Annotated in this window: 16 protein-coding genes and 1 pseudogene; 12 read left to right on the top strand and 5 right to left on the bottom strand. The window is 73.3% G+C overall.

Translation table 11 applies throughout. The features are described 5' to 3' along the window. Positions 1-11: 11 nt before the first annotated feature. Positions 12-1,004 carry a hypothetical protein gene (locus ACZ7P3_RS05085; protein WP_472079029.1) on the bottom strand — a complete coding sequence of 331 codons (993 nt, stop codon included), beginning with the start codon at positions 1,002-1,004 and terminating at the stop codon, positions 12-14. Between the two features lie 645 nt (positions 1,005-1,649). Between ACZ7P3_RS05085 and ACZ7P3_RS05080 the strand changes: the two genes are divergently transcribed. From ACZ7P3_RS05080 to ACZ7P3_RS05070, 3 genes and pseudogenes are all read left to right on the top strand, one after another. Beyond that, positions 1,650-3,080: an FGGY family carbohydrate kinase gene (locus tag ACZ7P3_RS05080; protein ID WP_472079028.1), complete on the top strand. Its 1,431-nt coding sequence runs from the start codon at positions 1,650-1,652 to the stop codon at positions 3,078-3,080. Positions 3,081-3,166: 86 nt separating this feature from the next. After that, positions 3,167-4,570 carry an FAD-dependent oxidoreductase gene (locus ACZ7P3_RS05075; RefSeq protein ID WP_472079427.1) on the top strand — a complete coding sequence of 468 codons (1,404 nt, stop codon included), beginning with the start codon at positions 3,167-3,169 and terminating at the stop codon, positions 4,568-4,570. A gap of 2 nt (positions 4,571-4,572) precedes the next feature. After that, a pseudogene (locus ACZ7P3_RS05070) lies at positions 4,573-5,508 on the top strand (NAD(P)/FAD-dependent oxidoreductase); the annotation flags it as partial. 465 nt (positions 5,509-5,973) lie between these two features. Here the strand turns inward: ACZ7P3_RS05070 and ACZ7P3_RS05065 are convergent. Both ACZ7P3_RS05065 and ACZ7P3_RS05060 read right to left on the bottom strand, forming a co-directional pair. After that, positions 5,974-6,738 carry a crotonase/enoyl-CoA hydratase family protein gene (locus tag ACZ7P3_RS05065; RefSeq protein ID WP_472079027.1) on the bottom strand — a complete coding sequence of 255 codons (765 nt, stop codon included), beginning with the start codon at positions 6,736-6,738 and terminating at the stop codon, positions 5,974-5,976. 45 nt (positions 6,739-6,783) lie between these two features. Next, a complete protein-coding gene (locus ACZ7P3_RS05060; RefSeq protein WP_472079026.1) occupies positions 6,784-7,767 on the bottom strand; it encodes a lysylphosphatidylglycerol synthase transmembrane domain-containing protein in 984 nt (327 codons plus the stop codon). 180 nt (positions 7,768-7,947) lie between these two features. On the opposite strand from ACZ7P3_RS05060, the gene ACZ7P3_RS05055 reads away from it, so the two are divergent. The 8 genes from ACZ7P3_RS05055 to ACZ7P3_RS05020 all read left to right on the top strand — a co-directional run bounded on the left by ACZ7P3_RS05055 (position 7,948) and on the right by ACZ7P3_RS05020 (position 20,735). Then, on the top strand, positions 7,948-9,831 hold the full coding sequence (locus tag ACZ7P3_RS05055; RefSeq protein WP_472079025.1) for an ABC transporter ATP-binding protein: 1,884 nt from the start codon (positions 7,948-7,950) through the stop codon (positions 9,829-9,831). 165 nt (positions 9,832-9,996) lie between these two features. Next, positions 9,997-11,352 (top strand): RICIN domain-containing protein, encoded by a 1,356-nt coding sequence (locus tag ACZ7P3_RS05050; protein ID WP_472079024.1) that lies wholly within the window; start codon positions 9,997-9,999, stop codon positions 11,350-11,352. Positions 11,353-11,425: 73 nt separating this feature from the next. Beyond that, positions 11,426-13,567 (top strand): RICIN domain-containing protein, encoded by a 2,142-nt coding sequence (locus ACZ7P3_RS05045; RefSeq protein ID WP_472079426.1) that lies wholly within the window; start codon positions 11,426-11,428, stop codon positions 13,565-13,567. A gap of 144 nt (positions 13,568-13,711) precedes the next feature. Then, positions 13,712-16,084 (top strand): glycoside hydrolase family 65 protein, encoded by a 2,373-nt coding sequence (locus ACZ7P3_RS05040; RefSeq protein WP_472079023.1) that lies wholly within the window; start codon positions 13,712-13,714, stop codon positions 16,082-16,084. Positions 16,085-16,187: 103 nt separating this feature from the next. Continuing rightward, on the top strand, positions 16,188-16,955 hold the full coding sequence (locus ACZ7P3_RS05035) for a LytR/AlgR family response regulator transcription factor (protein ID WP_472079022.1): 768 nt from the start codon (positions 16,188-16,190) through the stop codon (positions 16,953-16,955). Between the two features lie 138 nt (positions 16,956-17,093). Continuing rightward, entirely contained in the window at positions 17,094-17,525 is a 432-nt protein-coding gene (locus ACZ7P3_RS05030) for a hypothetical protein (RefSeq protein ID WP_472079020.1), read from the top strand. Continuing rightward, positions 17,522-19,255, top strand: a complete 1,734-nt coding sequence (locus ACZ7P3_RS05025; protein ID WP_472079019.1) for a sodium/solute symporter — start codon at positions 17,522-17,524, stop codon at positions 19,253-19,255. The genes ACZ7P3_RS05030 and ACZ7P3_RS05025 overlap by 4 nt, the downstream gene beginning before the upstream one ends. 271 nt (positions 19,256-19,526) lie before the next feature. After that, positions 19,527-20,735, top strand: coding sequence for a sensor histidine kinase (locus ACZ7P3_RS05020; protein WP_472079018.1), 1,209 nt, complete (start codon positions 19,527-19,529; stop codon positions 20,733-20,735). Positions 20,736-21,070: 335 nt separating this feature from the next. On the opposite strand, the gene ACZ7P3_RS05015 is transcribed toward ACZ7P3_RS05020, so the two are convergent. Both ACZ7P3_RS05015 and ACZ7P3_RS05010 read right to left on the bottom strand, forming a co-directional pair. Next, positions 21,071-22,135, bottom strand: coding sequence for an NAD(P)H-dependent flavin oxidoreductase (locus ACZ7P3_RS05015; RefSeq protein ID WP_472079017.1), 1,065 nt, complete (start codon positions 22,133-22,135; stop codon positions 21,071-21,073). Between the two features lie 232 nt (positions 22,136-22,367). Next, a complete protein-coding gene (locus ACZ7P3_RS05010) occupies positions 22,368-23,567 on the bottom strand; it encodes an amidohydrolase (RefSeq protein ID WP_472079016.1) in 1,200 nt (399 codons plus the stop codon). Between the two features lie 128 nt (positions 23,568-23,695). Between ACZ7P3_RS05010 and ACZ7P3_RS05005 the strand changes: the two genes are divergently transcribed. Continuing rightward, on the top strand, positions 23,696-24,295 hold the full coding sequence (locus tag ACZ7P3_RS05005; protein WP_472079015.1) for a TetR/AcrR family transcriptional regulator: 600 nt from the start codon (positions 23,696-23,698) through the stop codon (positions 24,293-24,295). Positions 24,296-24,400: the final 105 nt, after the last annotated feature.

Here is a 24,400-nt window from a genome sequence, read left to right as displayed (position 1 = left end):
GCGGGGGGACGTCAGGGGCGGGGGTCGGAGTCCTCGGCCGCGGCGCGACAGCGGTCCCTGGCCTGCAGGAAGATCTCCACGGCGCGGGTCCGGTCCGGGGTGCGGTACATCCAGGGCGGGGGAGTGACGTACGGGCCGATCGCGTCGAACACCCGGGCCGCGTCCGGGAACCGGAGGGCACCCCACAGGGCATGGGCGAGGTGGTTGAGGTCCAGCAAGGAGCGTTCGGCCCCGGGCGCGTGCTCGAACCAGGCGTGCAGCGCCCGCTGCGCCTCGCGGCTCGCGTCCTCCGCGACCCAGTGCAGGTCGAGCGCCGCCTGGTGCCCGCCGACGCGCCGGTAGCGCTCGACCCGCACGTACAGCGGCAGCAGGTGCAGCGCCGAAGCCGGCGGCGCCGTGGCCGCCGCCCACTGCGCATAGCCGGCTGCCTCGGCCAGCCGGTCCGAGGGATCGATCGCGTACAGGAACTGCAGCATGCGGTGGTGCGCCTCGCGGTTGTGCGGGTCACGCCGGCCGGCCTCGGCCAGCAGCCCCCACGGTCCCGGCGGCAGCACGGGCTCGGGCGGCGCCGCCCGGTGCTCCTCCCAGCGCTGCTCCGGATCGAGCTGGGCCAGCGCCAGCAGGCACACCCAGGGCACGGGATCCTGCGGGGCGGCCTCGGTGACGCACTGGGCGGCGTCCCACGCCTCGATCCACAACTCGTGTGTACGGCGGTGCCGCTCGCGCCGCGCCCGCAGGGCCCGCTCCACGCCGACCCGGGCGTGCATCACCGCGGCCGGCACGCTGTGCGGCTCCTCGGCGCGCCAGGCCCGCACCACGTCGGTACCGGCCGCGGCGGCCGCGAGGACCTGGGTGCGCTGGGTCCACTGCCACCAGCTGGGGGTGTCCGCGAGCAGGGTGCGCATCGCCATCCAGCGCCCGGTGCGCAGATCCTGGAGGGCGGAGCGCAGCGCGCCGTCGTGACCGGCCGGGTCGTAGGAGGCGCGGGCTCCTTCTCTGGCCATCAGCCGCCCGCCCCGGTCCGCGAGCGGACGGGCAGGGTGGCGGGGTGATGCGGCAACAGCCCTCCTCTGGGCCTCGGCTGAGGGTTACGTGCGGGACGGCGGTCACTATAGGGGCGACGGTCGGACCTCGTCATGGTCATCAACCGACCGACCCTGATGGGTAGTTGAAGTCTCGCCGGATCTACGGCAGTACCATCGGCGGACGGATGCCCCGGTCGTCGACGGACGCGTGACCAGGCTGTCGGGGGACGGACGGCCAGGCTGTCGGGCGGCGGGCGACCAGGCTGTCGGGGGATGGACGGCCAGGTTGTCGGGGGCGGACGAGTGGGCTGTCGGGAGACGGATGCCCAGGCTGTCGGGGGCGGTCGAGCGGGCGACGGCTTGACGACCGGGCGGTGGCGGCTGGACGACCGGGCCGTCGGCGGTCGGATGGCCGAGTCGCCGGTGGACGTGCGCCGTGCGTCGGTGGGCGCATGACCGGGCTGTCGGACGGTGGGGGACCGGGCTGTCGGCCGACAGGCGCCCGGGCTTCGGCGGACCCACGACCGGGGCCGTCGGCTGTGATGCTTGACGTCGGTCGTGGGGCGGCGGCAGGCTGGTCGCGATGATCTTCCAAGGGGTTGGCCGAGCGAGCGGGAGGATGCGATGACGGGGCCGGTGCTCGCCGTCGACCAGGGCACCTCCGGGACCAAGGCCCTGGTGGTCTGCCCCGAACGCGGTGTCCTCGGCACCGGGTTCGCCGCCGTACGGCCCCGCCACCTGCCCGGCGGGCGCGTCGAGGTCGACCCGGCCGAGCTGTACGCCTCGGTCCTGGACGCCGGTGAGCGTGCTCTTGCCGAGGCCGGCGAGGACGTCGTGGCCATGGGCCTGGCCAACCAGGGCGAGACCGTCCTCGCCTGGGACCCGGGCAGCGGTCGCCCGCTGACCGACGCGCTCGTCTGGCAGGACCGGCGCGCCGAAACCGTCTGCGCCGAACTCGCGCCGCATGCCGAGGAGTTACGGCAGCTGACCGGACTTCCCCTGGACCCGTACTTCGCCGCTCCCAAGATGGCCTGGATCCGCCGGAACCTCACCCGCGAGGGCGTCGTCACCACCACCGACGTCTGGCTGGTCCACCGGCTCACGGGCGCCTTCGTCACCGACGCGGCCACCGCCGGCCGCACCCAGCTCCTCGACCTCGACCGCGCTCAGTGGTCGCCGTGGGCACTGGAGGCCTACGGGCTGTCGGACGAGCGGCTTCCACGGGTGGTCGCGAACGCCCAACCCGTGGGCACCACCACGGCGTTCGGCTCCGAGATCCCGCTCACGGGACTCGCGGTCGACCAGCAGGCCGCCCTGCTCGCCCAGCGCATCACCGGGCCCGGCGGCGCCAAGTGCACCTACGGCACGGGCGCGTTCCTGCTCGCCCACACCGGCGGCACACCCAGGCGCGGCACCTCCGGCCTGGTCAGCTGCGTCGCCTGGCAGCTCGGCGGCGACACCGGCTACTGCCTGGACGGACAGGTCTACACGGCCGCCTCCGCCGTGCGCTGGCTCACCGACCTCGGTGTCCTCTCCTCGGCGGCCGACCTCGACCGGGTCGGCGGCGCCGTCCCCGACAGCGGCGGTGTCACCTTCGTTCCCGCCCTCGCCGGGCTCGCCGCGCCCTGGTGGCGTGGCGACCTGCGCGGCTCCCTGACCGGGCTCGGCCTCGACACCGGACCCGGGCATGTGGTGCGCGCCCTGTGCGAGGGCCTGGCGGCGCAGGTCGTCGAGCTGGCGGAGGCGGCCGCGGCCGACCTCGGCACCCCGTTCGACGCGCTGCGCGTCGACGGCGGCCTGACCCGTTCCGCCCTCCTGATGCAGACCCAGGCCGACCTCCTGCAACGCCCCGTCGAGGTCTCCGCGCTGCCCGATGCGACCGCGCTCGGCGCCGCCGCCCTCGCCCGGCTCGGCGCCGACCCCGCGCTGGGCGTGCACGACGCCCTGCCCGACTGGAAGCCCGCCGCCGTGTACGAACCCCGCATCCCCGCCGGCCAGGCCGCCGAACGCCTCGCCGGCTTCCGCACCGCGGTCGCCGCGCTGCTCGGCTCATGACGGTCACCGCAGGGGGGCCGCTGCCCGTGCAGCCCTACGACGTGACGGTCACCGCAGGGGGGCCGCTGCCCGTGCAGCCCTACGACGTGACGGTCACCGCCGAGGGGCCGCTACCCACGCGGACCTACGACGTGACGGTCGTCGGCGCCGGGGTCGTCGGCTGCGCCGTCGCCCGGGAGCTCGCCCGCCACCCGCGCCTGCGCATCGCCCTGGTGGAGGCCCAGGACGACGTCGGCCAGGGCACCTCCAAGGCCAACACCGCGATCCTGCACACCGGTTTCGACGCCACCCCGGGCTCCCTGGAGGCCCGGCTGGTCCGCGAGGGCTCCCGGCGGCTGGCCGCGTACGCCGTCGAGTCCGGCATCCCCGTCGAAGAGGTCGGCGCCCTGCTCGTCGCCTGGGACGAGGACCAGCTGGCCGCCCTGCCGCGCCTGGCCGAGAAGGCCGGGCGCAACGACTGCCCGGACACCCGGCTGCTCGGCGCCGCCGAGCTGTACGCGCGCGAGCCGCACCTCGGCCTCGGCGCGCTCGGTGCCCTCCACGTACCCGGCGAGAGCATCATCTGCCCCTGGACCACGACCCTGGCGTACGCCACCCAGGCGGTCCGCGCGGGCGTCGACCTGCATCTGAACACCGAGGTGCACGGGATGAAGCGGGGCGCGGACGGCCACCGCCTGACCACCTCCAGGGGCACCCTGCGCACCCGCTGGCTGGTCAACGCGGCCGGCCTGCACGCCGACACCCTCGACCGGGCGCTCGGCCACGAGGACTTCACCGTCACCCCGCGCCGCGGCCAGCTCCTCGTCCACGACAAGCTCGCCCGCCGCCTCGTGAGGCACATTCTGCTCCCCGTCCCGACCGCCCTCGGCAAGGGCGTCCTGGTCGCCCCCACCGTGCACGGCAACGTCCTGCTCGGCCCCACCGCCGAGGACCTGGACGACAAGCGGGCCACCGGCTCCACGGCCGAGGGCATCGCCCTGCTGCGGGACAAGGGCGGCCGCATCCTGCCCGCCCTCCTGGACGAGGAGGTCACCGCCGTCTACGCCGGGCTGCGCGCGGCCACCGAGCACGAGGACTACCGCATCACCGCCCACCCCGAGCAGGCGTACGTCACCGTCGGCGGCATCCGCTCCACCGGTCTGACCGCGTCCATGGCCATCGCCGCGCATGTCGTGGGCCTGCTGGCCGACGCCGGGCTCGACCCGGGCCCGGCACGGGAACCGGACCCCGTGCGCATGCCCGACCTCGGAGAGTCCTTCCCGCGCCCGTACCAGCGGCCAGAACTCATCGCCGCCGACCCGGAGTACGGCACCCTCGTCTGCCACTGCGAGCGCGTCTCCCGGGGCGAGATCCGCGACGCCTTCGCCAGTACGATCCCGCCGCGCTCCCTGGACGGCCTGCGCCGCCGCACCCGGGCCCGCGCGGGCCGTTGCCAGGGCTTCTACTGCGGGGCGGCGGTACGGCAGCTGTTCGAGGAGGCCGGCTCGTGACCGTGCCACCCCCGGTACGCAGGGTCGACGTCCTCGTCGTCGGCGCCGGTCCCGCCGGACTCGCGGTCGCGGCGCGCCTGGCCGCCGCCGGTGCGGGCAGCGTCGAGGTGCTGGAACGGGAGGCACAGCCCGGCGGAGTGCCACGGCACTGCGCGCACGGCGGCTTCGGTAGCTGGGTGCACCCGATGACCGGCCCCGGGTACGCCCGTGTGCTCGCCGAGGGCGCCACGGGCGCCGGAGCCGTGCTGCGCACCGGTGTGACGGTCCTGGACTGGGCGGGCCCGCGCACGCTCACGACGGTCGGCCCGCAGGGCCTGGAGACGATCGACGCCGCGGCCGTCGTCCTGGCCACCGGCTCCCGGGAACGCCCCCGCGCGGCCCGGCTGGTGCCCGGCACCCGGCCCGCCGGTGTCTGCACCACCGGCGAACTCCAGCAGGCGGTGCACCTGTTCGGACAGTCGATCGGCACCCGGGCGGTGGTGGTCGGTGCGCAGGGGGTGTCGTACGCGGCCGCCGACACCGTGCGGGCCGCCGGGGCCGAGGTCGTCGCCCTGGTCACGGAAGAGCAGCGCGCAGGCACGGGTCGCGCCCGCGCCCAGTGGGCCCGCCTGCGGCACGGCATCCCGCTCCTCACCGACGCCACGGTCACCGAGGTCCTCGGCCACGGCCGCGTGTCCGGGGTCCGCGTCCGTCACCGCGACGGCCGTACGGCCACCCTGGCCTGCGACACGGTCGTCTTCAGCGGCGACTTCGTCCCCGACGACGAACTCGCCCGCCGGGCCGGCATCGCACTGGACACGAGCCCGCACACCTCGCGTCCGGGTGTCTTCGCGGCCGGCGCCGTGCTGCGCCCCGGGCAGCGCGCCAGGGCGGCGGCCTGGGACGGGGCGGAGACGGGCGGTGCGGTGCTTCAGTGGCTGGCGGGAGAGGAGTGGCCTCGCCGGCCGGGCTCCTGAGCGAAGAGGCGTGCCCCGGGGGGCCTGGCACCAGGCCGAGCGGCGCCGGACGGGGGGCGGTCGGCCGAGGTCCACGGTGCTTGGCGCGGTCGGCGGGGATCCACAGTGCTTGGCGCGATCGGCCGAGATCCATGGTGCTCGTCCCGGTCGGCCGTGATGCACGGTGCTCGGCTCAGCCGGCCGAGGTCCACGGTGCTTGGTTCAGCCGGCCGGGATCTATGGTGCGGGGAGCGGTCGGCCGAGATCTGCGGTGCGCGGCGCGGGCGGGAGAGGTCTACGGTGCCTGGCCCGGTCTGCCGTCGTGCCCGGTGCTTGGCTCAGCCGGCCGAGGGCCACCGTGCTCGGCGCGGTCGGCCGAGATCCGCGGTGCTCGGCCCGGCCTGCCGTGGTGTACGGCGACCGTGGTGCATGGTTGACCCTGGTGCACGGCGACCGGCTAAGCGCGACTCACAGGTCCGTGTAGGACCCGTGCCGCCCCGCACCCCCGGCGAAGCGGGCCGCGCCCTCCAGCCCCTCCGCCAGCACCTCCATGCCGTACCGGAGTTCGCCCCGCATCGCGCCCTCCTCGTCCAGCCCCTCCTGGTCCAGCACCGAGGCACGGTCGCCGCGCAGACAGGCCTGCGGGAAGCGGGCGATGGACGCGGCCAGCTCCTCGGCCTCGGCGCGGGCGCGGCCGGTGGGGACGAGGCGGTTGGCGAGGCCGATGTCGTAGGCCTCGCGGGCCGGGACCGGGCGGCCGGTCAGGATCATGTCCATGGCCCGGCTGGTGCCGATCAGCCGGGGCAGCCGTACCGTGCCGCCGTCGATCAGCGGAACGCCCCAGCGGCGGCAGAACACCCCGAACACGGCGTCCTCCTCGGCGACGCGGAGATCGCACCACAGGGCCAGTTCCAGGCCGCCCGCCACGGCGTGGCCGGCGACGGCCGCGACGACCGGTTTGGACAGCCGCATCCGGGTCGGGCCCATCGGGCCGTCGCCGTCCCCGGCGACCCGGTTGCCGCGCTCGCCGCCCGCCGCCTTCAGGTCGGCGCCCGCGCAGAACGTGCCGCCCTCGCCCCAGAGCACCGCCGCACGGGCGTTCTCATCGGCTTCGAACTCCCGGAACGCACCGGCGAGTTCGACGGCTGTCGGGCCGTCCACCGCATTGCGGACCTCGGGTCGGGACAGGACGATCGTGGTGACGTGTTCCTTGCGTTCCACGCGGACCGGCACGGCAGGTGCTCCTTCTGGGGGTGCGGCTCGGAGGGCCACTGTGCCTCAGATGACCTTCAGTCGCACCAGGGCCCCCAGCGTCAGCGCCCCCGGCACCAGCGGCACCCACACCGTGATGATCCGGTAGGCGAGCACCACTGCGGTGGCCACCGCCACCGGGCCGCCCGCCGCCACCAGCGCCACGATCAGTGCCGCCTCCACGGAGCCCAGTCCGCCCGGTGTGGGCACCAGCGCCACCGCGACCGTCGCGGCCAGGTACGCCAGGGCCATGTGCGCCGGCGGCACCGGCAGCCCCAGCGCCTGGCCCACCGCCACCAGACCGGCGGCCTGGAGTGCCGGGAAGGCGAGCGAGCCGCCCCACAGCGCGAGCGCACGGGCCGGACGCGTGTGCACCGAGCGGGCCTCGCCCAGGGCGGTGCGGACGAAGCGGAGCACGGGCGTGCGCAGGCGTCGTACGAGGGCCAGCGCGGCCACCGCGACCGCCAGTACCGCGCCCGCGACGGACAGCAGAGGTCCGACGGCCCCGGAAGGGATCAGGCTGCCGAGCCGCAGCGCGTCGGGGAAGGCGAGCAGCAGCGCGGCCAGCAGGCTCAGCCGGCCGACGGACTCGGCGAGCAGATACAGCGCGAGCGCGGCGGAGGAGCGGGCGAGCGGCACCCCGCACACGGTCATGAACCGCAGGTTGACCGCGCCGGCGCCCAGCCCGGTCGGCAGCAGATGGTTGGCCGAGCCCGCCGCGAACTGGGTGGCCAGCAGCCGCCACCGGGGCAGCGGCTGGACGACGGCGCCCTGCCGGGTGAAGGCCGCCGCCACCCAGGTCAGACAGGTGGCGCCAGCCGCCGCCAGCAGCCAGGGCCACGAGGCGGTCCGCAGATGACCGAAGCCCTCGACGAGCACGGACCGGTGCTGCACCGCGACGAGCGCGACGAGCAGCAGCGGAAGCAGGCACAGGATCTGCCGCACGGGGATGCGCCGGGCGAGCCGGGAGAGGCGTCCCTGGCGGAAGTCGGGGAGGTGTACCGCTGTCACACTGCGAGAGGTTTTCCGCACCGCGCCAACGGCGGGTTGCCGAATCGCGGACGGCGCCTTACGGACGGGCAGCGGATGAGAGGGGGAAGTCATGGAGGCCTTCGGGTGCGGGGACGCCGGTGGGGGTGAAAAGGCGCGGACATTGACCTCAACGAAGCTTGAGGTCCTACGTTCTCTCCCATGAGCATGGAGACCACCGCATGGACGCAGCTGCACAGCGTGATGACCGCGCAGCAGGAACGCCGTCCCTTCGCCCGCGCCACGCTGCGCCGCATCGCCGCCTTCGCCCGTCCGCATCGCGCCGGCATCGTCCGCTTCGTACTGCTCGGGGTGGTGACGGCACTGCTCGCCGTGGCCACGCCCGTGCTCGCCGGCCGCGTCGTCGACGCGATCGTGGCGGGCCGGGACTCCGGGACGGTCGTCCGCCTCTCGCTGCTCATCGCGCTGGTCGCCCTCGCGGAGGCGGGGCTCGGCGTCCTCGGCCGGCGCCTGTCGTCGACGCTCGGGGAGGGACTCATCCTCGACCTGCGCACGGCCGTGTTCGATCATGTCCAGCGCATGCCCGTCGCGTTCTTCACACGTACTCGTACGGGAGCGCTGGTCAGCCGTCTCAACAATGATGTGATCGGCGCCCAGCGGGCGTTCGCGAACACGCTCTCGGGTGTGGTGACCAACCTGGTGACCTTGCTGCTCACGCTCGTGGTCATGCTCACCCTGTCCTGGCAGATCACCCTGCTCGCGCTGGTGCTGCTGCCGGTGTTCGTGCTGCCCGCCCGCCGCATGGGCAGCCGGATGGCCCGTATGCAGCGGGAGGCGGCGGCGCTCAACGCGGCCATGGGCACCCGGATGACCGAGCGCTTCTCGGCGCCCGGCGCCACCCTGGTCAAGCTGTTCGGCCGCCCGGAGGAGGAGTCGGCGGAGTTCGCGGCCCGCGCCGCCCGGGTCCGCGACATCGGGGTGCGCACCGCGACGGCCCAGTCGGTGTTCATCACCGCCCTCACCCTGGTCTCGGCCCTCGCCCTGGCCCTCGTCTACGGGCTCGGCGGCTGGTTCGCGCTGCACGGCACCCTGGAAGCGGGAGCGGTCGTCTCCCTCGCGCTGCTGCTGACCCGGCTCTACGCCCCGCTCACCGCGCTCGCCGGGGCCCGCGTGGAGGTGATGAGCGCACTGGTCAGCTTCGAGCGGGTCTTCGAGGTGCTCGATCTGAAGCCGCTCATCGAGGAGAAGCCGGACGCCGTCGAGCTGCCCGAGGGGCCGGTCGCCGTCGAGTTCGACAACGTCGGCTTCGCCTATCCGTCCGCCGACCAGGTGTCCCTGGCCTCCCTGGAGGAGGTCGCCGCCCTCGACACCCGCGGCGGCGCCGAGGTGCTGCACGGCATCTCCTTCCGCGCGGAGCCCGGCCGGACCGTCGCCCTGGTCGGCTCCTCCGGCGCAGGCAAGTCCACCATCGCGCAGCTGCTGCCGCGCCTGTACGACGTGCAGGCCGGCGCCGTCCGCATCGGCGGGACCGACGTCCGCGACCTGACCGCCGCCTCCCTGCGCGCCACCCTCGGCATGGTCACCCAGGACGGGCACCTCTTCCACGACACGGTCCGCGCCAACCTGCTGCTCGCCCGCCCGTCCGCCGCGGACGAGGAGCTGTGGGACGCCCTCGGCCGCGCCCGTCTCGCCGAGGTCGTGCGGTCCCTGCCCGACGGCCTGGACACGGTGGTCGGCGAGCGTGGTTACCGGCTCTCCGGAGGCGAGCGCCAGCGCATGACCATCGCCCGGCTGCTGCTGGCCCGCCAGCGCGTGGTCATCCTCGACGAGGCCACCGCCCACCTGGACAACACCTCCGAGGCGGCCGTCCAGGAGGCGCTCGCGGAGGCCCTGGAGGGCCGTACCGCCGTGGTGATCGCCCACCGGCTGTCCACCGTCCGGGCCGCCGACCAGATCCTGGTCGTGGAGGCCGGCCGGATCGTGGAGCGCGGCACCCACGAGGAACTCCTCGCGGCGGACGGACGGTACGCCGAGCTGCACCGCACCCAGTTCGCCCAGCGGGACGACGAGGTGCCCGCGGTCTGAGAAGCGGGGGGTGGGCCGCCGCGGGGTTGCTGCCCACCCCCTTGACGCCAGTGGTCCGGACCTTTAACTTCACGCCTTAATCAAAGACTTCCGGAGGCACGCGACACCCTGTCGTCACGCCCGTGCCGGCCTGCCTCCGTCCCCCCACGCGAAAGGCCGCCCCGCATGGCCAGACCACTTCCCGCAGCCGTCTCCCTAGCCGCCCTGTCCCTCGCCACCGGCCTGCTCACCGCCTTCCCGGCCCACGCGGCCACGGGCGCCATCACCGGCCTCGCCGGCAAGTGCCTCGACGTCGCCGGCGCAAGTTCCGCAGACGGAGCAGCCGTTCAGCTCTACGACTGCAACGGCACCGCCGCCCAGCAGTGGACCGTCGGCAGCGACGGCACCGTCCGCGCCCTCGGCAAGTGTCTCGACGTCACCGGTAACTCCACCGCCGACGGCGCCGAGGCGCAGCTGTGGTCCTGCACCGGCGGGCCGAACCAGAAGTGGACCGTCACCGCCGCCCACGACATCGTCAACCCCCAGGCGGACAAGTGCCTGGACGTCACCGACGACTCCTCGGCCAACGGCGCCCGCGCCCAGATCTGGAGCTGCAGCGGCGGCGCCAACCAGAAGTGGAACGCGCCCGCCGACGGCGGCGGCACCCCGTCCGCCCCGATGGCCGTGGCGCCGTACCTCTACAACGGCTGGGGCAGCCCGCCGAACCCGAGCACGATCACCCAGGCCACCGGCGTCAGATGGTTCACGCTCGCCTTCGTGCTCAGCAACGGCCACTGCAACCCCCAGTGGGACGGCAGCCGCCCGCTGACCGGCGGGGCGGACCAGCAGACCGTGAACACGGTGCGGGCGAACGGCGGTGACGTGATCCCCTCCTTCGGCGGCTACAGCGGCAACAAGCTGGAGAGCTCCTGCTCCAGCGCGGGCGAACTCGCCGCCGCCTACCAGAAGGTGATCAACGCCTACGGACTGAAGGCGATCGACATCGACATCGAGGCCGACGCCTACAGCAACCCCACCGTGCAGCAGCGCACCGTGGACGCGCTCAGGACCGTGAAGGCGAACAACCCCGGAATCAAGGTGTACATCACCATCGGCACCGGGCAGAGCGGCCCCGACACCGGTCTCATCGACCGGGCCGCCTCCTCCGGACTGACCGTCGACGCCTGGGCGATCATGCCGTTCGACTTCGGCGGCGCCGGACAGAACATGGGCAACCTCACCACGCAGGCCGCCGAAGGCCTGAAGAACGCGCTGAAGAACGCCTACCACTACAGCGACGACCAGGCCTACCGGGACATGGGCATCTCGTCCATGAACGGCATCACCGACAACAACGAGACCGTCACGGTGAACGACTTCCGGACCATCCTGGCCTACGCCCAGCAGCACCACCTGGCCCGGCTCACCTTCTGGTCCGCCAACCGCGACCGCCCCTGCACCGGCGGCCCCGCCGACAGCTGCTCCGGTGTCTCCCAGTCCGCCTGGGACTACACCCGCGTCTTCGCCGGCTACACCGGCTGACCTCCGTCCGCTAGGAGACACCGTGCTTCCCCTCACCCGCCGTCGCAGATCGACGGCCGTCGCACTGGTCGCCATGGCGGCCGCGTCCCTGCTCACCGCCGCACCCGCGCATGCCGCGGCCGCCCCGGCCACCGCCCTGCCGACCGGCTTCGCCACCGTCATGAACGCCGCGAGCGGCAGATGCCTGGACGCCAAGGCCGCCGGCACCGCCAATGGCACCGTCGTACAGCAGTACACCTGCAACAACACCACCGCCCAGCAGTGGAACTTCACCGCGACCGGCGACGGCTACGTCCGCATCGGCACCGCCAACAGCACCGGCCAGGTCGTGGACGTCGCCGACGTCTCCACCGCCGACAACGCCCCGGTCCACCTGTGGAGTTACGGAGGCGGCGGCAATCAGCAGTGGCTGCCCGTGGACGACGGCGGCGGCGCCTTCCACTTCGTCAACCGGGGCAGCGGCAAGTGCCTGGACGACCCGGGCGCCTCGCTCGCGGACAGCGTCCAGTTCGTTCAGTACACCTGCAACGGCACCGCCGCCCAGCGCTTCCAGGTGGTCCCCGTGAACCAGTCCACCAGCGACCCCGACCTCGGCCCGAACGTCGTCGTCTTCGACCCGTCGATGCCGTCCTCGGCCATCCAGAGCAGGCTGGACACGATCTTCAAGCAGCAGGAGACCAACCAGTTCGGCTCCCAGCGCTACGCCGTGCTGTTCAAGCCCGGCGCCTACGGCGCGGACGTCAACGTCGGCTTCTACACCCAGGTCGCGGGCCTCGGACTGACCCCCGACGCCGTCTCGGTCAACGGCGCGGTGCACGCGGAGGCGGACTGGTTCCAGGGCAACGCCACGCAGAACTTCTGGCGCGGCGCCGAGAACCTGTCGGTCAACCCCGCCGGCGGCAGCGACCGCTGGGCGGTCTCCCAGGCGGCGCCGTACCGGCGGATGCACCTGCGCGGCAGCCTCGCCCTGGACGACGGCGGCTGGTCCAGTGGCGGCTACCTGGCCGACAGCAAGGTCGACGGACAGGTGAACTCCGGCACCCAGCAGCAGTGGCTGACCCGCAACTCACAGCTGGGCAGCTGGACCGGCTCCAACTGGAACATGGTCTTCGTCGGCAGCCAGGGCGTCCCGGCCACCAGCTTCCCCAACCCCCCGTACACGACGGTCGCCCAGAGCCCGGTCAGCCGCGAGAAGCCGTTCCTGTACGTCGACGGCAACGGCGCCTACCAGGTGTTCGTGCCGTCGGTCCGGTCCGGCTCCACGGCGACCAGCTGGGCCGGTGGCAGCCCGGCCGGCAGCTCGCTGTCCCTGGACACCTTCTTCATCGTCAAGCCGGGCGCGAGCGCGGCCCAGATCAACGCCGCGCTCGCCGCGGGCAAGAACCTCCTGGTCACCCCAGGTGTCTACCACCTGGACCAGACCCTGAAGGTGACCCGCCCCGACACCGTCGTCCTCGGGCTCGGCCTCGCCACCCTCGTCCCGGACAACGGCATCACCGCGATGAGCGTCGCCGACGTCGACGGCGTGAAGATCGCGGGCCTGCTCCTCGATGCCGGCACCACCAGCTCCAAGACCCTGCTGGAGGTCGGGCCGGCCGGCTCCGCCGCCTCCCACGCCGCCGACCCGACGTCCCTGCACGACGTCTACGTCCGCGTCGGCGGCGCCGGCGTCGGCAAGGCGGGCACCGGCATCGTCGTCAACAGCAGCAACGTCATCGGCGACCACATGTGGATCTGGCGCGCCGACCACGGCAGCGGCGTCGGCTGGACCAGCAACACCGCCGACACCGGGCTCACGGTCAACGGCACGGACGTGACCATGTACGGCCTGTTCGTGGAGCACTTCCAGAAGTACCAGGTGATCTGGAACGGCAACGGCGGCCGCACCTACTTCTTCCAGAACGAGATGCCCTACGACCCGCCGAACCAGTCGGCCTGGATGAACGGCTCCACCCAGGGCTACGCCGCCTACAAGGTCGCCGACTCCGTCACCAGCCACCAGGCCTACGGCCTCGGCAGCTACTGCTACTTCAACGTCAACCCCGGCGTGACCGCCGCGCACGCCATCGAGGCTCCGAACAGCGCGAACGTCCGCTTCACCAGCATGGTGACCGTCTCCCTCGGCGGCACCGGCACGATCAGCCACGTCGTCAACACCACGGGAGGGCCCTCGAACCCGGCCACCAACGTGGCGAACCTCGTCAGCTATCCCTGACCGGTCCGAAGGGCGGGGACACACAGCGCCCCCGGAGCGCACCCCCGCCCTTCGACACGGTGTCTGACCAGCGAAGATCCCCCGCACATGCCGAGGCCGCCGGGACAGGAGCAGACTGGACCGAGGAGAACGGGAGGGCCGCAGGTGACCGGTCTGCTGTGGGAGTACGACGGATACGACCCCGCGGAGGAACGCCTGCGGGAGTCCCTGTGCACCCTGGGCAACGGCCGCTTCGCCACCCGCGGCGCACTGCCCGAGTGCACCGCGGACGCCGTGCACTACCCCGGCACCTACGCGGCCGGCTGCTACAACCGGCTCGCCTCCGAGGTCGCCGGGCGCCGGGTCGAGAACGAGGACATGGTCAACCTCCCCGACTGGCTGCCGCTCCGCTTCCGCCTGGCCGGGCGGGACTGGCTCACCCCCGACACCGCCACGGTCACCGAACACCATCTGGCCCTCCACCTGGACCCCGGTGTCCTGGAGCGCCGCACCCGCTACCGGCTCGGCACGAAGAGCACGCTCCTCGTCCGGCAGCTCCGCCTCGTCCACATGGCCGATCCCCACCTCGCCGCCCTGCGCACCGACTTCACCACCGAAGGCGCCGGTGCCCGGCTGGACGTCGAGGCCGCCCTCGACGGGAGCGTCACCAACGCCGGGGTGGCCCGCTACCGGGACCTGGACGGCCGCCATCTCACCCAGGTCGAGACGGGCGGCCGCGCACCCGGCACGGCATGGCTGCGCTGCCGTACCCGCACCTCCGGCATCGAGGTCGGGCTCGCCTCGCGGCTCACCGCCGACGAACCGGTCTCGGACGCCCACGAGCCGCAGCGGGCCGTGCAGCGCCTGCGGCTCACCCTGTCCCCGGGCCGCACGGCCACCGTCGACAAGACCGTCGCCCTGCACACCTCCCACGACCCCGCCATCAGCGACCCGCTGTGCGCGGCCGTCCAGCGGGTCGCCGACGCGCCAAGCTTCGACGACCTGCTGACCTCGCACATCACGGCCTGGGAGCAGCTGTGGCGGCGGGCCGAACTCGACGTCCCCGGCGAACCGGGCCGCATCCTGCGCCTGCACCTCTTCCACGTGCTGCAGACCCTCTCCCCGCACACCGCGGACCTCGACGTCGGCGTGCCCGCACGCGGACTGCACGGCGAGGCGTACCGGGGGCACGTCTTCTGGGACGAGCTGTTCGTCCTGCCCTACCTGAGCCTCCATCTGCCCGAGGTCTCCCGCGCCCTGCTGCGCTACCGCCACCGGCGCCTGGACACGGCCCTGCACGCGGCCCGCGAGACCGGCCGGCGCGGCGCCCTCTACCCGTGGCAGAGCGGCAGTGACGGCCGGGAGGAAACCCAGGAGCTGCACCTCAATCCCCGCTCGGGTCGCTGGCTGGCGGACCACTCCCGGCTGCAGCGGCACGTCGGCTCGGCGGTGGCGTACAACGTGTGGCAGTACTGCGAGGCCAGCGGGGACACCGACTTCCTGCACACGGAGGGCGCCGAGATGGTCCTCCAGATCGCCCGCTTCTGGGCCGACTCGGCCGTCTACGACAGCCACCTCGGCCGGCACCGGATCCGGGGCGTGGTCGGCCCCGACGAGTACCACGACGCCTACCCCGACGCGCCCGAACCGGGCCTGGACGACAACGCGTACACCAACGTCACCGCCGCCTGGGTGCTCACCCGGGCCCTGGAGCTGCTGGGCCGGCTGCCCGAGCCGCGCCGCCGCGAGATCACCGAGGGCACCGGCCTGGAGCAGGACGAACTCACCCGCTGGGAGGAGGTCTCCCGCACTCTGCACGTACCCTTCCACGAAGGCGTGATCAGCCAGTTCGAGGGCTACGGCGACCTCGCCGAGCTGGACTGGGACGGTTACCGCAAGCGGTACGAGGACATCCGGCGCCTGGACCGGATCCTGGAGGCGGAGGGCGACACCGTCAACCGCTACCAGGCGTCGAAGCAGGCCGACGTCCTGATGCTCGGCTATCTGTTCTCCCCCTCCGAACTCCGCGCGCTCTTCGCACAGTTGGGCCACCGGCTGGACGACGAGACATGGACGGCGACGGTCGACTACTACCTGCACCGCACCTCGCACGGCTCCACCCTCAGCGGCCTGGTGCACGGCTGGATCCTGGCCCGCGCCCGCCGCACCGACGCCTGGGGCTTCGTGCAGGAGGCCCTGCGCGGCGACATCGCCGACGTACAGGGCGGCACCACCGGCGAGGGCATCCACCTCGGCGCCATGGCCGGCACGCTCGACCTGGTCCAGCGCTGCCTCACCGGCCTGGAGACCCGCGACGGACTGCTGTGGCTCGACCCGGTCCCGCTGCCGGAACTCTCCTCCTACGGCTTCTCCCTGCGCTACCAGGGCCACTGGGGCGTACACCTGCGCCTGCGCCACGGCCAGCTGGTGGCCGCCGTACCGGCCTCCTCCGGCCGCGCACCCATCGACATCCGGCTGCCCGACCGGGTGGTCCGGATCGGGCCGGGGGAGCGGGTACGGATGCTTCTGCCGGACTGAGCGACGTCGCGAACGTCTCGACGCGGGGCGTCCCCTGGGCCGAGGATGCTGCTCACGCGGGCGTCGGAGTTCGTACGGAAGCGGGGCCGGGGAGATGCGGGAGATGCTGCGCGCACTTGCGGTGGACGACGAGGAACCCGCGCTCGCAGAGCTGCTGTACCTCCTGGGCGAGGACCCGCGGATCGGCACCGTCGTGCCCGCCCCGGACGCCACCGAGGCACTGCGCCTGCTCGAACGGGCCATGGCGGCAGGGCCGGACGGCCCCGAGGCCGTCGACGTCGTCTTCCTCGACATCAACATGCCCGGCCTCGGCGGCCTGGGCCTCGCGGAACTGCTCGGCGGCTTCGCGGCCCCGCCGCTGATCGTCTTCGTCACCGCCCATGAGGACTTCGCCCTGCGGGCGTTCGACCTCAAGGCCGTGGACTACCTCCTCAAGCCCCTGCGCAGAGAACGCTTCGCGGAGGCCGTACGACGCGTCGCCGAACTGACCCGGGCCGGGCAGGGCCCGGCCCGCCCCCCGGTCGACCAGGTCCCCGTGGAACTCGGCGGGGTGACACGCTTCGTCCCCATCGCCGACATCACCTGGGTCGAGGCGCAGGGCGACTACGCGCGCCTGCACACCCCGCACGGCAGCCACCTGGTGCGGATCCCGCTCTCCACGCTGGAGGAGCAGTGGCGCTCGCGCGGGTTCGTACGCATCCACCGCAGCCGTCTGGTGGCCCTCGGCCGCATCGAGGAACTGCGCCTGGACGGCGGCAACCTGACGGTCAGGATCGGCGACCGGATCCTCGCCGTGAGCCGCCGCAACGCCCGGGAGCTGCGCGACCTGCTGGCCCGACGGGCCCGGGGCGCGGTCGGCGGACCGCGGTGACCCGGCAGGCATGCCGGGGCGAGCGCACCGTGGCCGGGCCGAGCGTGTGCCGAACCCGGTCCGGCGTCTACCTGACCGGCGGCCCGCTGCGTACACTCACCGCAACAAGGTGATCACCGCGGCCTCCGGGAGTGCGTCATGGGTGCGGAATCCGTCCCGCGCAGGGAGGTGGTCACCGGACGGCCCCGCACCGATCGCGGCGCTCTTCCCCGCCCTCGGACCGGCCGCGGCGGCCTTCCCCGGCCCCGCACCGGCCGCGGTGGCCCTCCCGGACCCCTCCCGTCGAACCTGCCCGGAACCCGCTCCGGCACCCCGGCCGAGGACACCGCCGTCACCACGCTGATGCGCCGTCAGCTGCGGGCGGCCCTGGCGGCGGCCGCCCTGCTCGTGGCCTCGCTGGGGCTGCTCCCCGTGCTCCTGCGACTGCTTCCGCTCGCGGACACCCGGCCGGGACTCCCGCTCGCCGTGTGGCTCCTGCTGGGCGTGGCACCGTATCCGGTGCTGCTGTGCACGGGCGCCTGGTACGTCCGCCGTGCCGAGCGCAACGAGGGTGACGTGACCGCGCGTTGAACCAGACGTACTCCATCGCCGGCGTGTCGGCCGTGGTCCTCGCCACGGTGCTCGTCGGCGCGCTGGGCCTGCGCATCTCCCGGACCACCTCCGACTTCTATGTCGCCTCGCGCAGCGTGCCGCCGCGGCTCAACGCGTTCGCCGTCAGCGGCGAGTACCTGTCCGCCGCCTCCTTCCTCGGCATCGCAGGGCTCGTTCTCGCCCAGGGCGCGGACATGCTGTGGTTCCCGATCGGCTACACCGCCGGCTTCCTGGTCCTGCTGGCCTTCGTCGCCGCTCCGCTGCGCCGCTCGGGCGCCTACACCCTGCCGGACTTCGCCGAGGCGCGGCTGGAGTCCCGGTCCGTCCGGCGGATCGCCGGCGTCCTCGTCGTCGGCGTCGGCTGGCTCTATCTGCTGCCCCAGCTGCGCGGCGCCGGACTGACCCTCCGGCTGCTCACCGGGGCGCCCGGCTGGTTCGGCGGTCTGGTCGTCGCGGTGGTGGTCACCGTGGCGGTGGCCGCCGGAGGCATGCGCAGCATCACCTTCGTCCAGGCGTTCCAGTACTGGCTGAAACTCACCGCCCTGCTGGTGCCCGCCGTGTTCCTGCTGCTCGCCTGGCGCTCCGACCACACCCCGGCCCCGGCCTGGGACGAACGGCCGGTCTTCCAGCGCTCCACCCCGGTACGCGTGGACCGGCCGCTCATCCTCACCCTGCTGGAGCCGGTGCGCGTCACCGCGAGCGGCACTGTCGACGGACGGGAGCGGCACGGTGCCCCGCTCACCCTCGACGCGGGCACCCACCGGATCGGGGCCGACACCACCCTGCGCTTCCCGTCCGGCGCCCGTGTGCCCCTGCCCGGCGAGGGCGGCGCCGACGCGACCCCGTCGAGCTGGGCGAAACCGCTGTCGGCCGACCGCCAACAGCACGGCCTCTACGCCACCTACGGGCTGATCCTCGCCACCTTCCTCGGCACCATGGGCCTGCCGCACGTGGTGGTCCGCTTCTACACCAATCCCGACGGTCGCGCCGCCCGCCGCACCACCGTCGTCGTCCTGGGCCTGCTGAGCGCCTTCTACCTGCTGATCCCGCTCTACGGCGTCCTCGGCCGGCTCTACGCGCCCGACCTGCTGCTGACCGGCGACACCGATGCGGCGGTCCTCGTCCTGCCGCAGCGGCTGCTCGGCGGAGCCGGCGGCGACCTGCTGGGCGCCCTCGTCGCGGGCGGCGCCTGCGCGGCGTTCCTGTCCACCGTCTCCGGGCTCACCATGTCCGTCGCCGGTGTGCTCGCCCAGGACGTGCTGCCGACCCTGGGCATCCGGCACTTCCGGCTGGCGACGCTGCCGGCGATCGCGGTGCCGACCGCCGCCAACGCCGTGGTCGGCAACCTGCCCGTCGCCGACGCGGTGGGGCTGGCCTTCGCCGTGTCCGCCTCCTCGTTCTGCCCGCTGCTCGTCCTCGGCATCTGGTGGCGCGGACTGACCCCGCCCGGCGCGGTCGCCGGACTGCTCCTCGGCGGCGGCTCCGCGCTCACCGCGGTGACGGCGACCATCGCCGGCGCGGCCCGCTCCGGCCCGCTGCACACCCTGCTGGCCTGGCCCGCCGTCTGGTCGGTGCCCGTGGGGTTCGCCGCGATGGTGCTGATCTCCCTGGCCACCCGCGACCGCGTCCCGGCGAGCACCGCCGCCACCATGGCCCGGCTCCATCTGCCCGAGGCACTGACCGGCCACCCTGGACCGGCCGCGCCGTGAGGGGCCGCGCGGTGAGCGGCCGCGCCGTGACGGACCGCGCCGTGAGCGATTGCGCGGTGACCGGTGGTCCTGCTCTGACCGGTCCCGCCATGAGCGGTCATGCCCTGGCCTGCGGCGCCGTGACCCGTCATGCCCTGGCCAGCGGCGTAGTGACCGGTCATGCCCTGCCCGGTCATGGCGTGTTCGGTCATGCCCTGCCCGGTCATGGCGTGTTCGGTCATGGCGTGCCCGCAACAGTCGCCATGGGCGGCGCCCGTCCGGAGCGGCCCGTATGAGCGCTCTCGGCACCGTCGTCCTCGCTGTCGCCGGCCTCGCGCTGTTCGCTCTCGGCGCCGCCCTCGGCCATGCAGGTGCCCGCCGCCAGCAGGAGAACCCGGCCGGCTCCGGCACCCCCGTCGAACGGGCCACCTTCCACACCCTGCACACGGCCTCGCTCGCCGCACCGCCCCTGCGCGCCGGCCTGACGCCCGACACCGCCCGCAAGGCGGCCAAGCGGCTGCGTCCGCTGCTCGGCACGGTCGCCCTCGCCCTCACCGACGAGGAGTCCGTGCTCGCCTGGGACGGCGCCGGCGACCACCACCGCGAGGAGGCCGAGGCACAGCTCGCGCACGCCGTCCGCGTCGGCCGCACCCAGACCTTCGCGCTGTCCTGCGGCTACGACACCTGTCCCGTGCGGTGGGGGGTCGTGGCACCGCTGAGCGTCGACGGCCGGGTCCCCGGCACGCTGGCCGCGTTCGGCGGCGCGGAGTCCGCCGTCATGCTCCGGGCCGCCGAGGAAGTGGCCCGCTGGGTCTCCGTCCAGCTCGAACTCGTCGACCTGGACCGGGCCCGCTCCAGTGTGATCGAGGCCGAGATCAGGGCCCTGCGCGCGCAGATCTCCCCGCACTTCGTCTACAACTCACTCGCCAGCATCGCCTCGTTCGTCCGCACCGACCCCGAGCGGGCCCGTGAACTCCTGCTGGAGTTCGCCGACTTCACCCGCTACTCGTTCCGCCGCGGCGGCGACTTCACCACCCTGGCCGAGGAACTGCGCTCCATCGAGCAGTACCTGGAACTCGCCCGGGCCCGCTTCGGCAGACGCCTCGAAGTGACCCTGCGGATCGCCCCCGAGGTGCTGCCCGTCACCCTGCCGTTCCTCTGTCTGCAACCCCTCGTCGAGAACGCGCTCAAACACGGCCTGGAGGAGTCGGCGGACCGCCGGCGCATCACGATCGTCGCCGACGACGAGGGCACCGAGGCCCGGGTGGTCATCGAGGACAACGGCGTGGGCATGGACCCGCAGCGGCTGCGCGACATCCTGCGCGGCAGGGGCGGCCCGTCCGTCGGCATCGGCCTGAGCAACGTCGACATGCGACTGCGCCAGGTGTACGGCGACGACCACGGCCTGGTCATCGAGACCGGCGTGGGCGCCGGCACGAAGATCACGGTACGCGTCCCGAAGTTCCGCCCCGGCATCCGCCCGGAACCGCCGCTGCCGTGACGGCTTCCGCCCGGAACCGCCACTGCCGTGACGGCCTCCGCCCGGCGCGCGCTACCGCCGTGACGGCTTCCGCCCGGCGCGCGCCTCCGCCGTGACGGCTTCCGCCCGGCGCCGTCTTCGCAGTGATGGCCTCCGCCCGGCGCCCGCCACCGCCATGACGGCTCCCTCCTGGACGGCCAGCCGCTGCCGCCATGACGGCCCCCGCCCGGACGGCCGGCCGCTGCCGTAGGTCCCGAGATCCCGCGTGGGGCGGTGCCGGTGGAGACTGCGACGTGCGGGCCGGCGATGGACCCTGCCCGCCACCGTGTTCTGCCGCCCGGTCGGCCACGCGGCCGTCAGGCGAGCAGTTCGCACGCCTCCTGCCACATCTCGGCGACCACTTGGCCCGCGGGTTTCTCGGTGGCCAGAGCGGCGCTCTGGCCGGCCCAGTGGTTGGCGCGGTCCATGCCCGCCGCGTCGCCCCGCCGCCACTGGCCGACGAGCCGCAGCTGATCGGGGAAGAGGGCGGGAGGCGGCGCGCCCGGCTCGGTCCACGCCCGGAGGTAGGGGGTGGACACGGCTCTGGCCAGGCGGCCGGAGTAGGCGCGGGTGGCCATCGTGGCGTCCGGCGCCAGACCGTTCAGCGAGGCCTTCCACTCCGGAGCGGTGCCGGCTTCCGGGCAGCGCAGCAGAGCGGTTCCCACCTGCACCGCGCTGGCTCCCAGGGCGAGCGCCGCGGCGACTCCGCGTCCGTCGGCGACACCTCCGGCGGCCACGATCGGCACCTGCAGATGATCGGCGAACCAGGGCAGCAGAGCGAACAGCCCGACGTCGGTGTGCTCGGCCTCCTCCTGGCGGAAGCTGCCCCGATGCCCCCCTGCCTCCATTCCCTGGGCCACGACCGCGTCCGCGCCGGCGTCCTGGGCGGCACGTGCCTCATCGAGGGTGGTGGCACACGCGAACCAGGCGATGCCCTGGTCGTGCAGTCGGCGTACGTATGCCGGTTCGAAGAGGCCCATGATGGAGGAGACCACCGCCGGGCGGGCCGCGAGTATGGCTTCGCACTGCTCCTGGAAGACCGGCCGCTCGGCTGCAGCGACCGGGCCCGGAGTGCCGAATCGGCCGAGGAAGGTCCGGGCATCGTCTTCCCGACGCTGTCGCTCCGCCGGGTCGGAGCCGGTCCGCTCCGGAATCCAGACGTTCAGCTGGAAGACGCCGGAAGAGCGTGACCTGAACTGTTCTGCCCAGGCCGCGATGCGATCCGGAGTGTCCAGCAGTACTCCGGCGGCACCCATGCCTCCGGCCTGGGCCACCGCCACGGCAAGTTCCGGAGGGCAGGATCCCGCCATCGGCGCCTGCACGATCGGGAGTCGCAGCCCGAACCTGTCACAGAAGCTGCGAGCTCTTTGCCGTCCTGTCATCGCCGAACTCCTTGTCGCGATGCGGGCCGACTCCGATCGCCGCGCCGTCCCTGGACACGCGGTGATGACGGCCGATGGACCTGGCCGCCGTTTCCCCGGGCAGCCCAGGATGCCTTTCAGCGAGTCTCACACACGCGGTCGGTTCTTTCGCGCCGGCCCGGGACCGGCGGACCCTGTTCCGTACGGCGTCCGACGGCCGGAGTGAAAGGGGCCCGGAGGGGAGCGGGCGGTTTCATGCGGCGCTGTCCTCGCGCGGGTGCTGTGCGGTCCGGTGGGGCGTGGAGAGCAGGCGCTCGCGCAGGCCGGGTTCGAGGGCCGCGTCCACGGCGGTGGCGGCCAGCGAGGCCGCGCCCTGCAGGACCGCCCGGTCGGCGGCGGCGGTGATCGCGAAGGCCGCGAACTCCGCCTGGTGCGGTACGGCGGGCAAGGAGGCCAGGCCGATCGCCGGGTGGATGGAGGGGATGACGTGGGAGATGTTGCCCATGTCGGTTGCGCCGGCCGCCCGGCGCACCAGTTCGGGGTCGAGCGGGGGGAACGTCCGCCCGTTGGCGACGGCGTTGGCGTGGTAGAGCGCCAGCAGGGCGGAGTCCTGGCGCAGTTCGGCGTAGGAGGGGTGGTAGCGGTCGATCTGCACCTCGGTGCCCGAGGCGAGTGCGCCGGCGTGGAAGCAGTTGTGGATCCGGGGCTCCAGCCGTTCCAGTTCGGCGAGGGTCGAGGCGCGGATCATGTACTCGGCGCTGAGGTCATGGGGGATGACATGGGGGGCGTCGCCGCCCTTGCGGACGATGCCGTGGACACGGGAGTCCGCGGGCAGCTGCTGGCGCAGCAGGCCGATGCCGGTCTGGGCGACGGTCAGGGCGTCCAGGGCGTTCAGGCCGTTCTCGGGGAACATCGAGGCGTGTGACTCACGGCCGGTGTAGGTGACGTCGATGTGTGTCATCGCGAGGGTCGTGACGTCGGCGACGTCCAGCGGCGCCGGGTGCGCCATCATCGCCGCGTGCACGCCCTCGAACGCCCCGCGCTCCATCATGAGGATCTTGCCGCCGCCCAGTTCCTGAGCCGGTGTGCCGATGACCTTCACCGTCATGCCCGTCTCGTCGGCGACCTTCGCGGCGGCCATGGCGGCGCCGGCCGACGTGGCGGCGATCACGTTGTGCCCGCAGGCGTGCCCGATCCCGGGCAGTGCGTCGTACTCGGCCACGAACGCCACCGTGAGGGGGCCCGTCCCGTACGACGCCACGAACGAGGTCGGCAGGTCGAACCCGCCCGCCTCGACCGAGAAACCCGCCTCGGCGAGCAGCTCGGTCAGCCACCGGGAGGCCTTCCACTCCTCGAAGCCCTGCTCGGGATGGGCGTGGATCTCGTGGCTGAGCCGCAGCAGTGCGGCCCTCGTCTCAGTGATCTTTTCGGCGATCCCCTGCTTGGCGTCCATGACGCACCTCTTTCAGGCCGTGAACATGCTGTTAACCGTTCAGTTTCCGTGAGAACATAATTGAACCGATCGGTTCATGCAATCGCATCCGGGACGATCCCGGTCCACGGAGGTCGTACCCTTGGGTGATGGAAGACGTGAGTGAGGGCGCCCGGCAGTCCCGGCACGAGCCCAGGCGCCGGGAGCTGCTGGACGCGGCCGTCGACTACGTGGTCGAGAACGGGCTCGACGGACTGTCCATCCGTCCGCTCGCCGCAAGCCTCGGTATCGGGCACCGGACGCTGCTCTACTACTTCGGGACCAAGGAGGACCTCGTCGCGGAGATCCTCGCCGAGTTCCGCTGCCGGGACCGTCACGTCATGGACGTGCAGACCGCCGTCCTGGCGGCGTCGGGGCCCGGCCGGGCGATCGAGGCGGTCTGGAAGGTCATGTCCGAGCCGGGTCTGCTGCCGTACTGGCGGTTCTTCTTCGAGGCGTACGGCCATGCCATCCGTGAACCGGAACGCCACCCGCGCTTCCTGGACGGCATCGTCAGTGACTGGCTCGGGGTGATCGAGCGGCACCTGGTCGGCGCGGGGTGCTCTCCGGAGCGCGCCGGACGGCTGGCCGCCATGGTCCTGGCGGCCTTCCGGGGGCTCGTCCTCGATCTGGTCGCCACCGGCGACCGGGACCGGACGACGGCCGCGGCAGCCGAACTGGCCGCCCTGGTCAAGACTTCTCTTGTGTGATCCGACCGGTTCATTCATGCCCCCCGCACCGCATCGCGTACCCGGACCAGCGGGCCGGGCACCCTCCTGTCCAGCTACATCGTCTGCAGCATGCACTTAAGATGA

This window comes from Streptomyces sp. NPDC107581 (genome assembly GCF_055657175.1).
The sequence above is the reverse complement of the archived record's forward strand: the minus strand, read 5'-3'. Positions and strand labels throughout refer to the sequence as shown.

Excerpts from the sequence above, each read along its gene's own strand:
- ACZ7P3_RS05085 (WP_472079029.1), bottom strand. The coding sequence starts at position 1,004 with ATGGCCAGAGAAGGAGCCCGCGCCTCCTACGACCCGGCCGGTCACGAC.
- ACZ7P3_RS05080 (WP_472079028.1), top strand. The coding sequence starts at position 1,650 with ATGACGGGGCCGGTGCTCGCCGTCGACCAGGGCACCTCCGGGACCAAG.
- ACZ7P3_RS05055 (WP_472079025.1), top strand. The coding sequence starts at position 7,948 with ATGAGCATGGAGACCACCGCATGGACGCAGCTGCACAGCGTGATGACC.
- ACZ7P3_RS05050 (WP_472079024.1), top strand. The coding sequence starts at position 9,997 with ATGGCCAGACCACTTCCCGCAGCCGTCTCCCTAGCCGCCCTGTCCCTC.
- ACZ7P3_RS05045 (WP_472079426.1), top strand. The coding sequence starts at position 11,426 with ATGGCGGCCGCGTCCCTGCTCACCGCCGCACCCGCGCATGCCGCGGCC.
- ACZ7P3_RS05035 (WP_472079022.1), top strand. The coding sequence starts at position 16,188 with ATGCTGCGCGCACTTGCGGTGGACGACGAGGAACCCGCGCTCGCAGAG.
- ACZ7P3_RS05030 (WP_472079020.1), top strand. The coding sequence starts at position 17,094 with ATGGGTGCGGAATCCGTCCCGCGCAGGGAGGTGGTCACCGGACGGCCC.
- ACZ7P3_RS05020 (WP_472079018.1), top strand. The coding sequence starts at position 19,527 with ATGAGCGCTCTCGGCACCGTCGTCCTCGCTGTCGCCGGCCTCGCGCTG.
- ACZ7P3_RS05015 (WP_472079017.1), bottom strand. The coding sequence starts at position 22,135 with ATGACAGGACGGCAAAGAGCTCGCAGCTTCTGTGACAGGTTCGGGCTG.
- ACZ7P3_RS05010 (WP_472079016.1), bottom strand. The coding sequence starts at position 23,567 with ATGGACGCCAAGCAGGGGATCGCCGAAAAGATCACTGAGACGAGGGCC.
- ACZ7P3_RS05005 (WP_472079015.1), top strand. The coding sequence starts at position 23,696 with ATGGAAGACGTGAGTGAGGGCGCCCGGCAGTCCCGGCACGAGCCCAGG.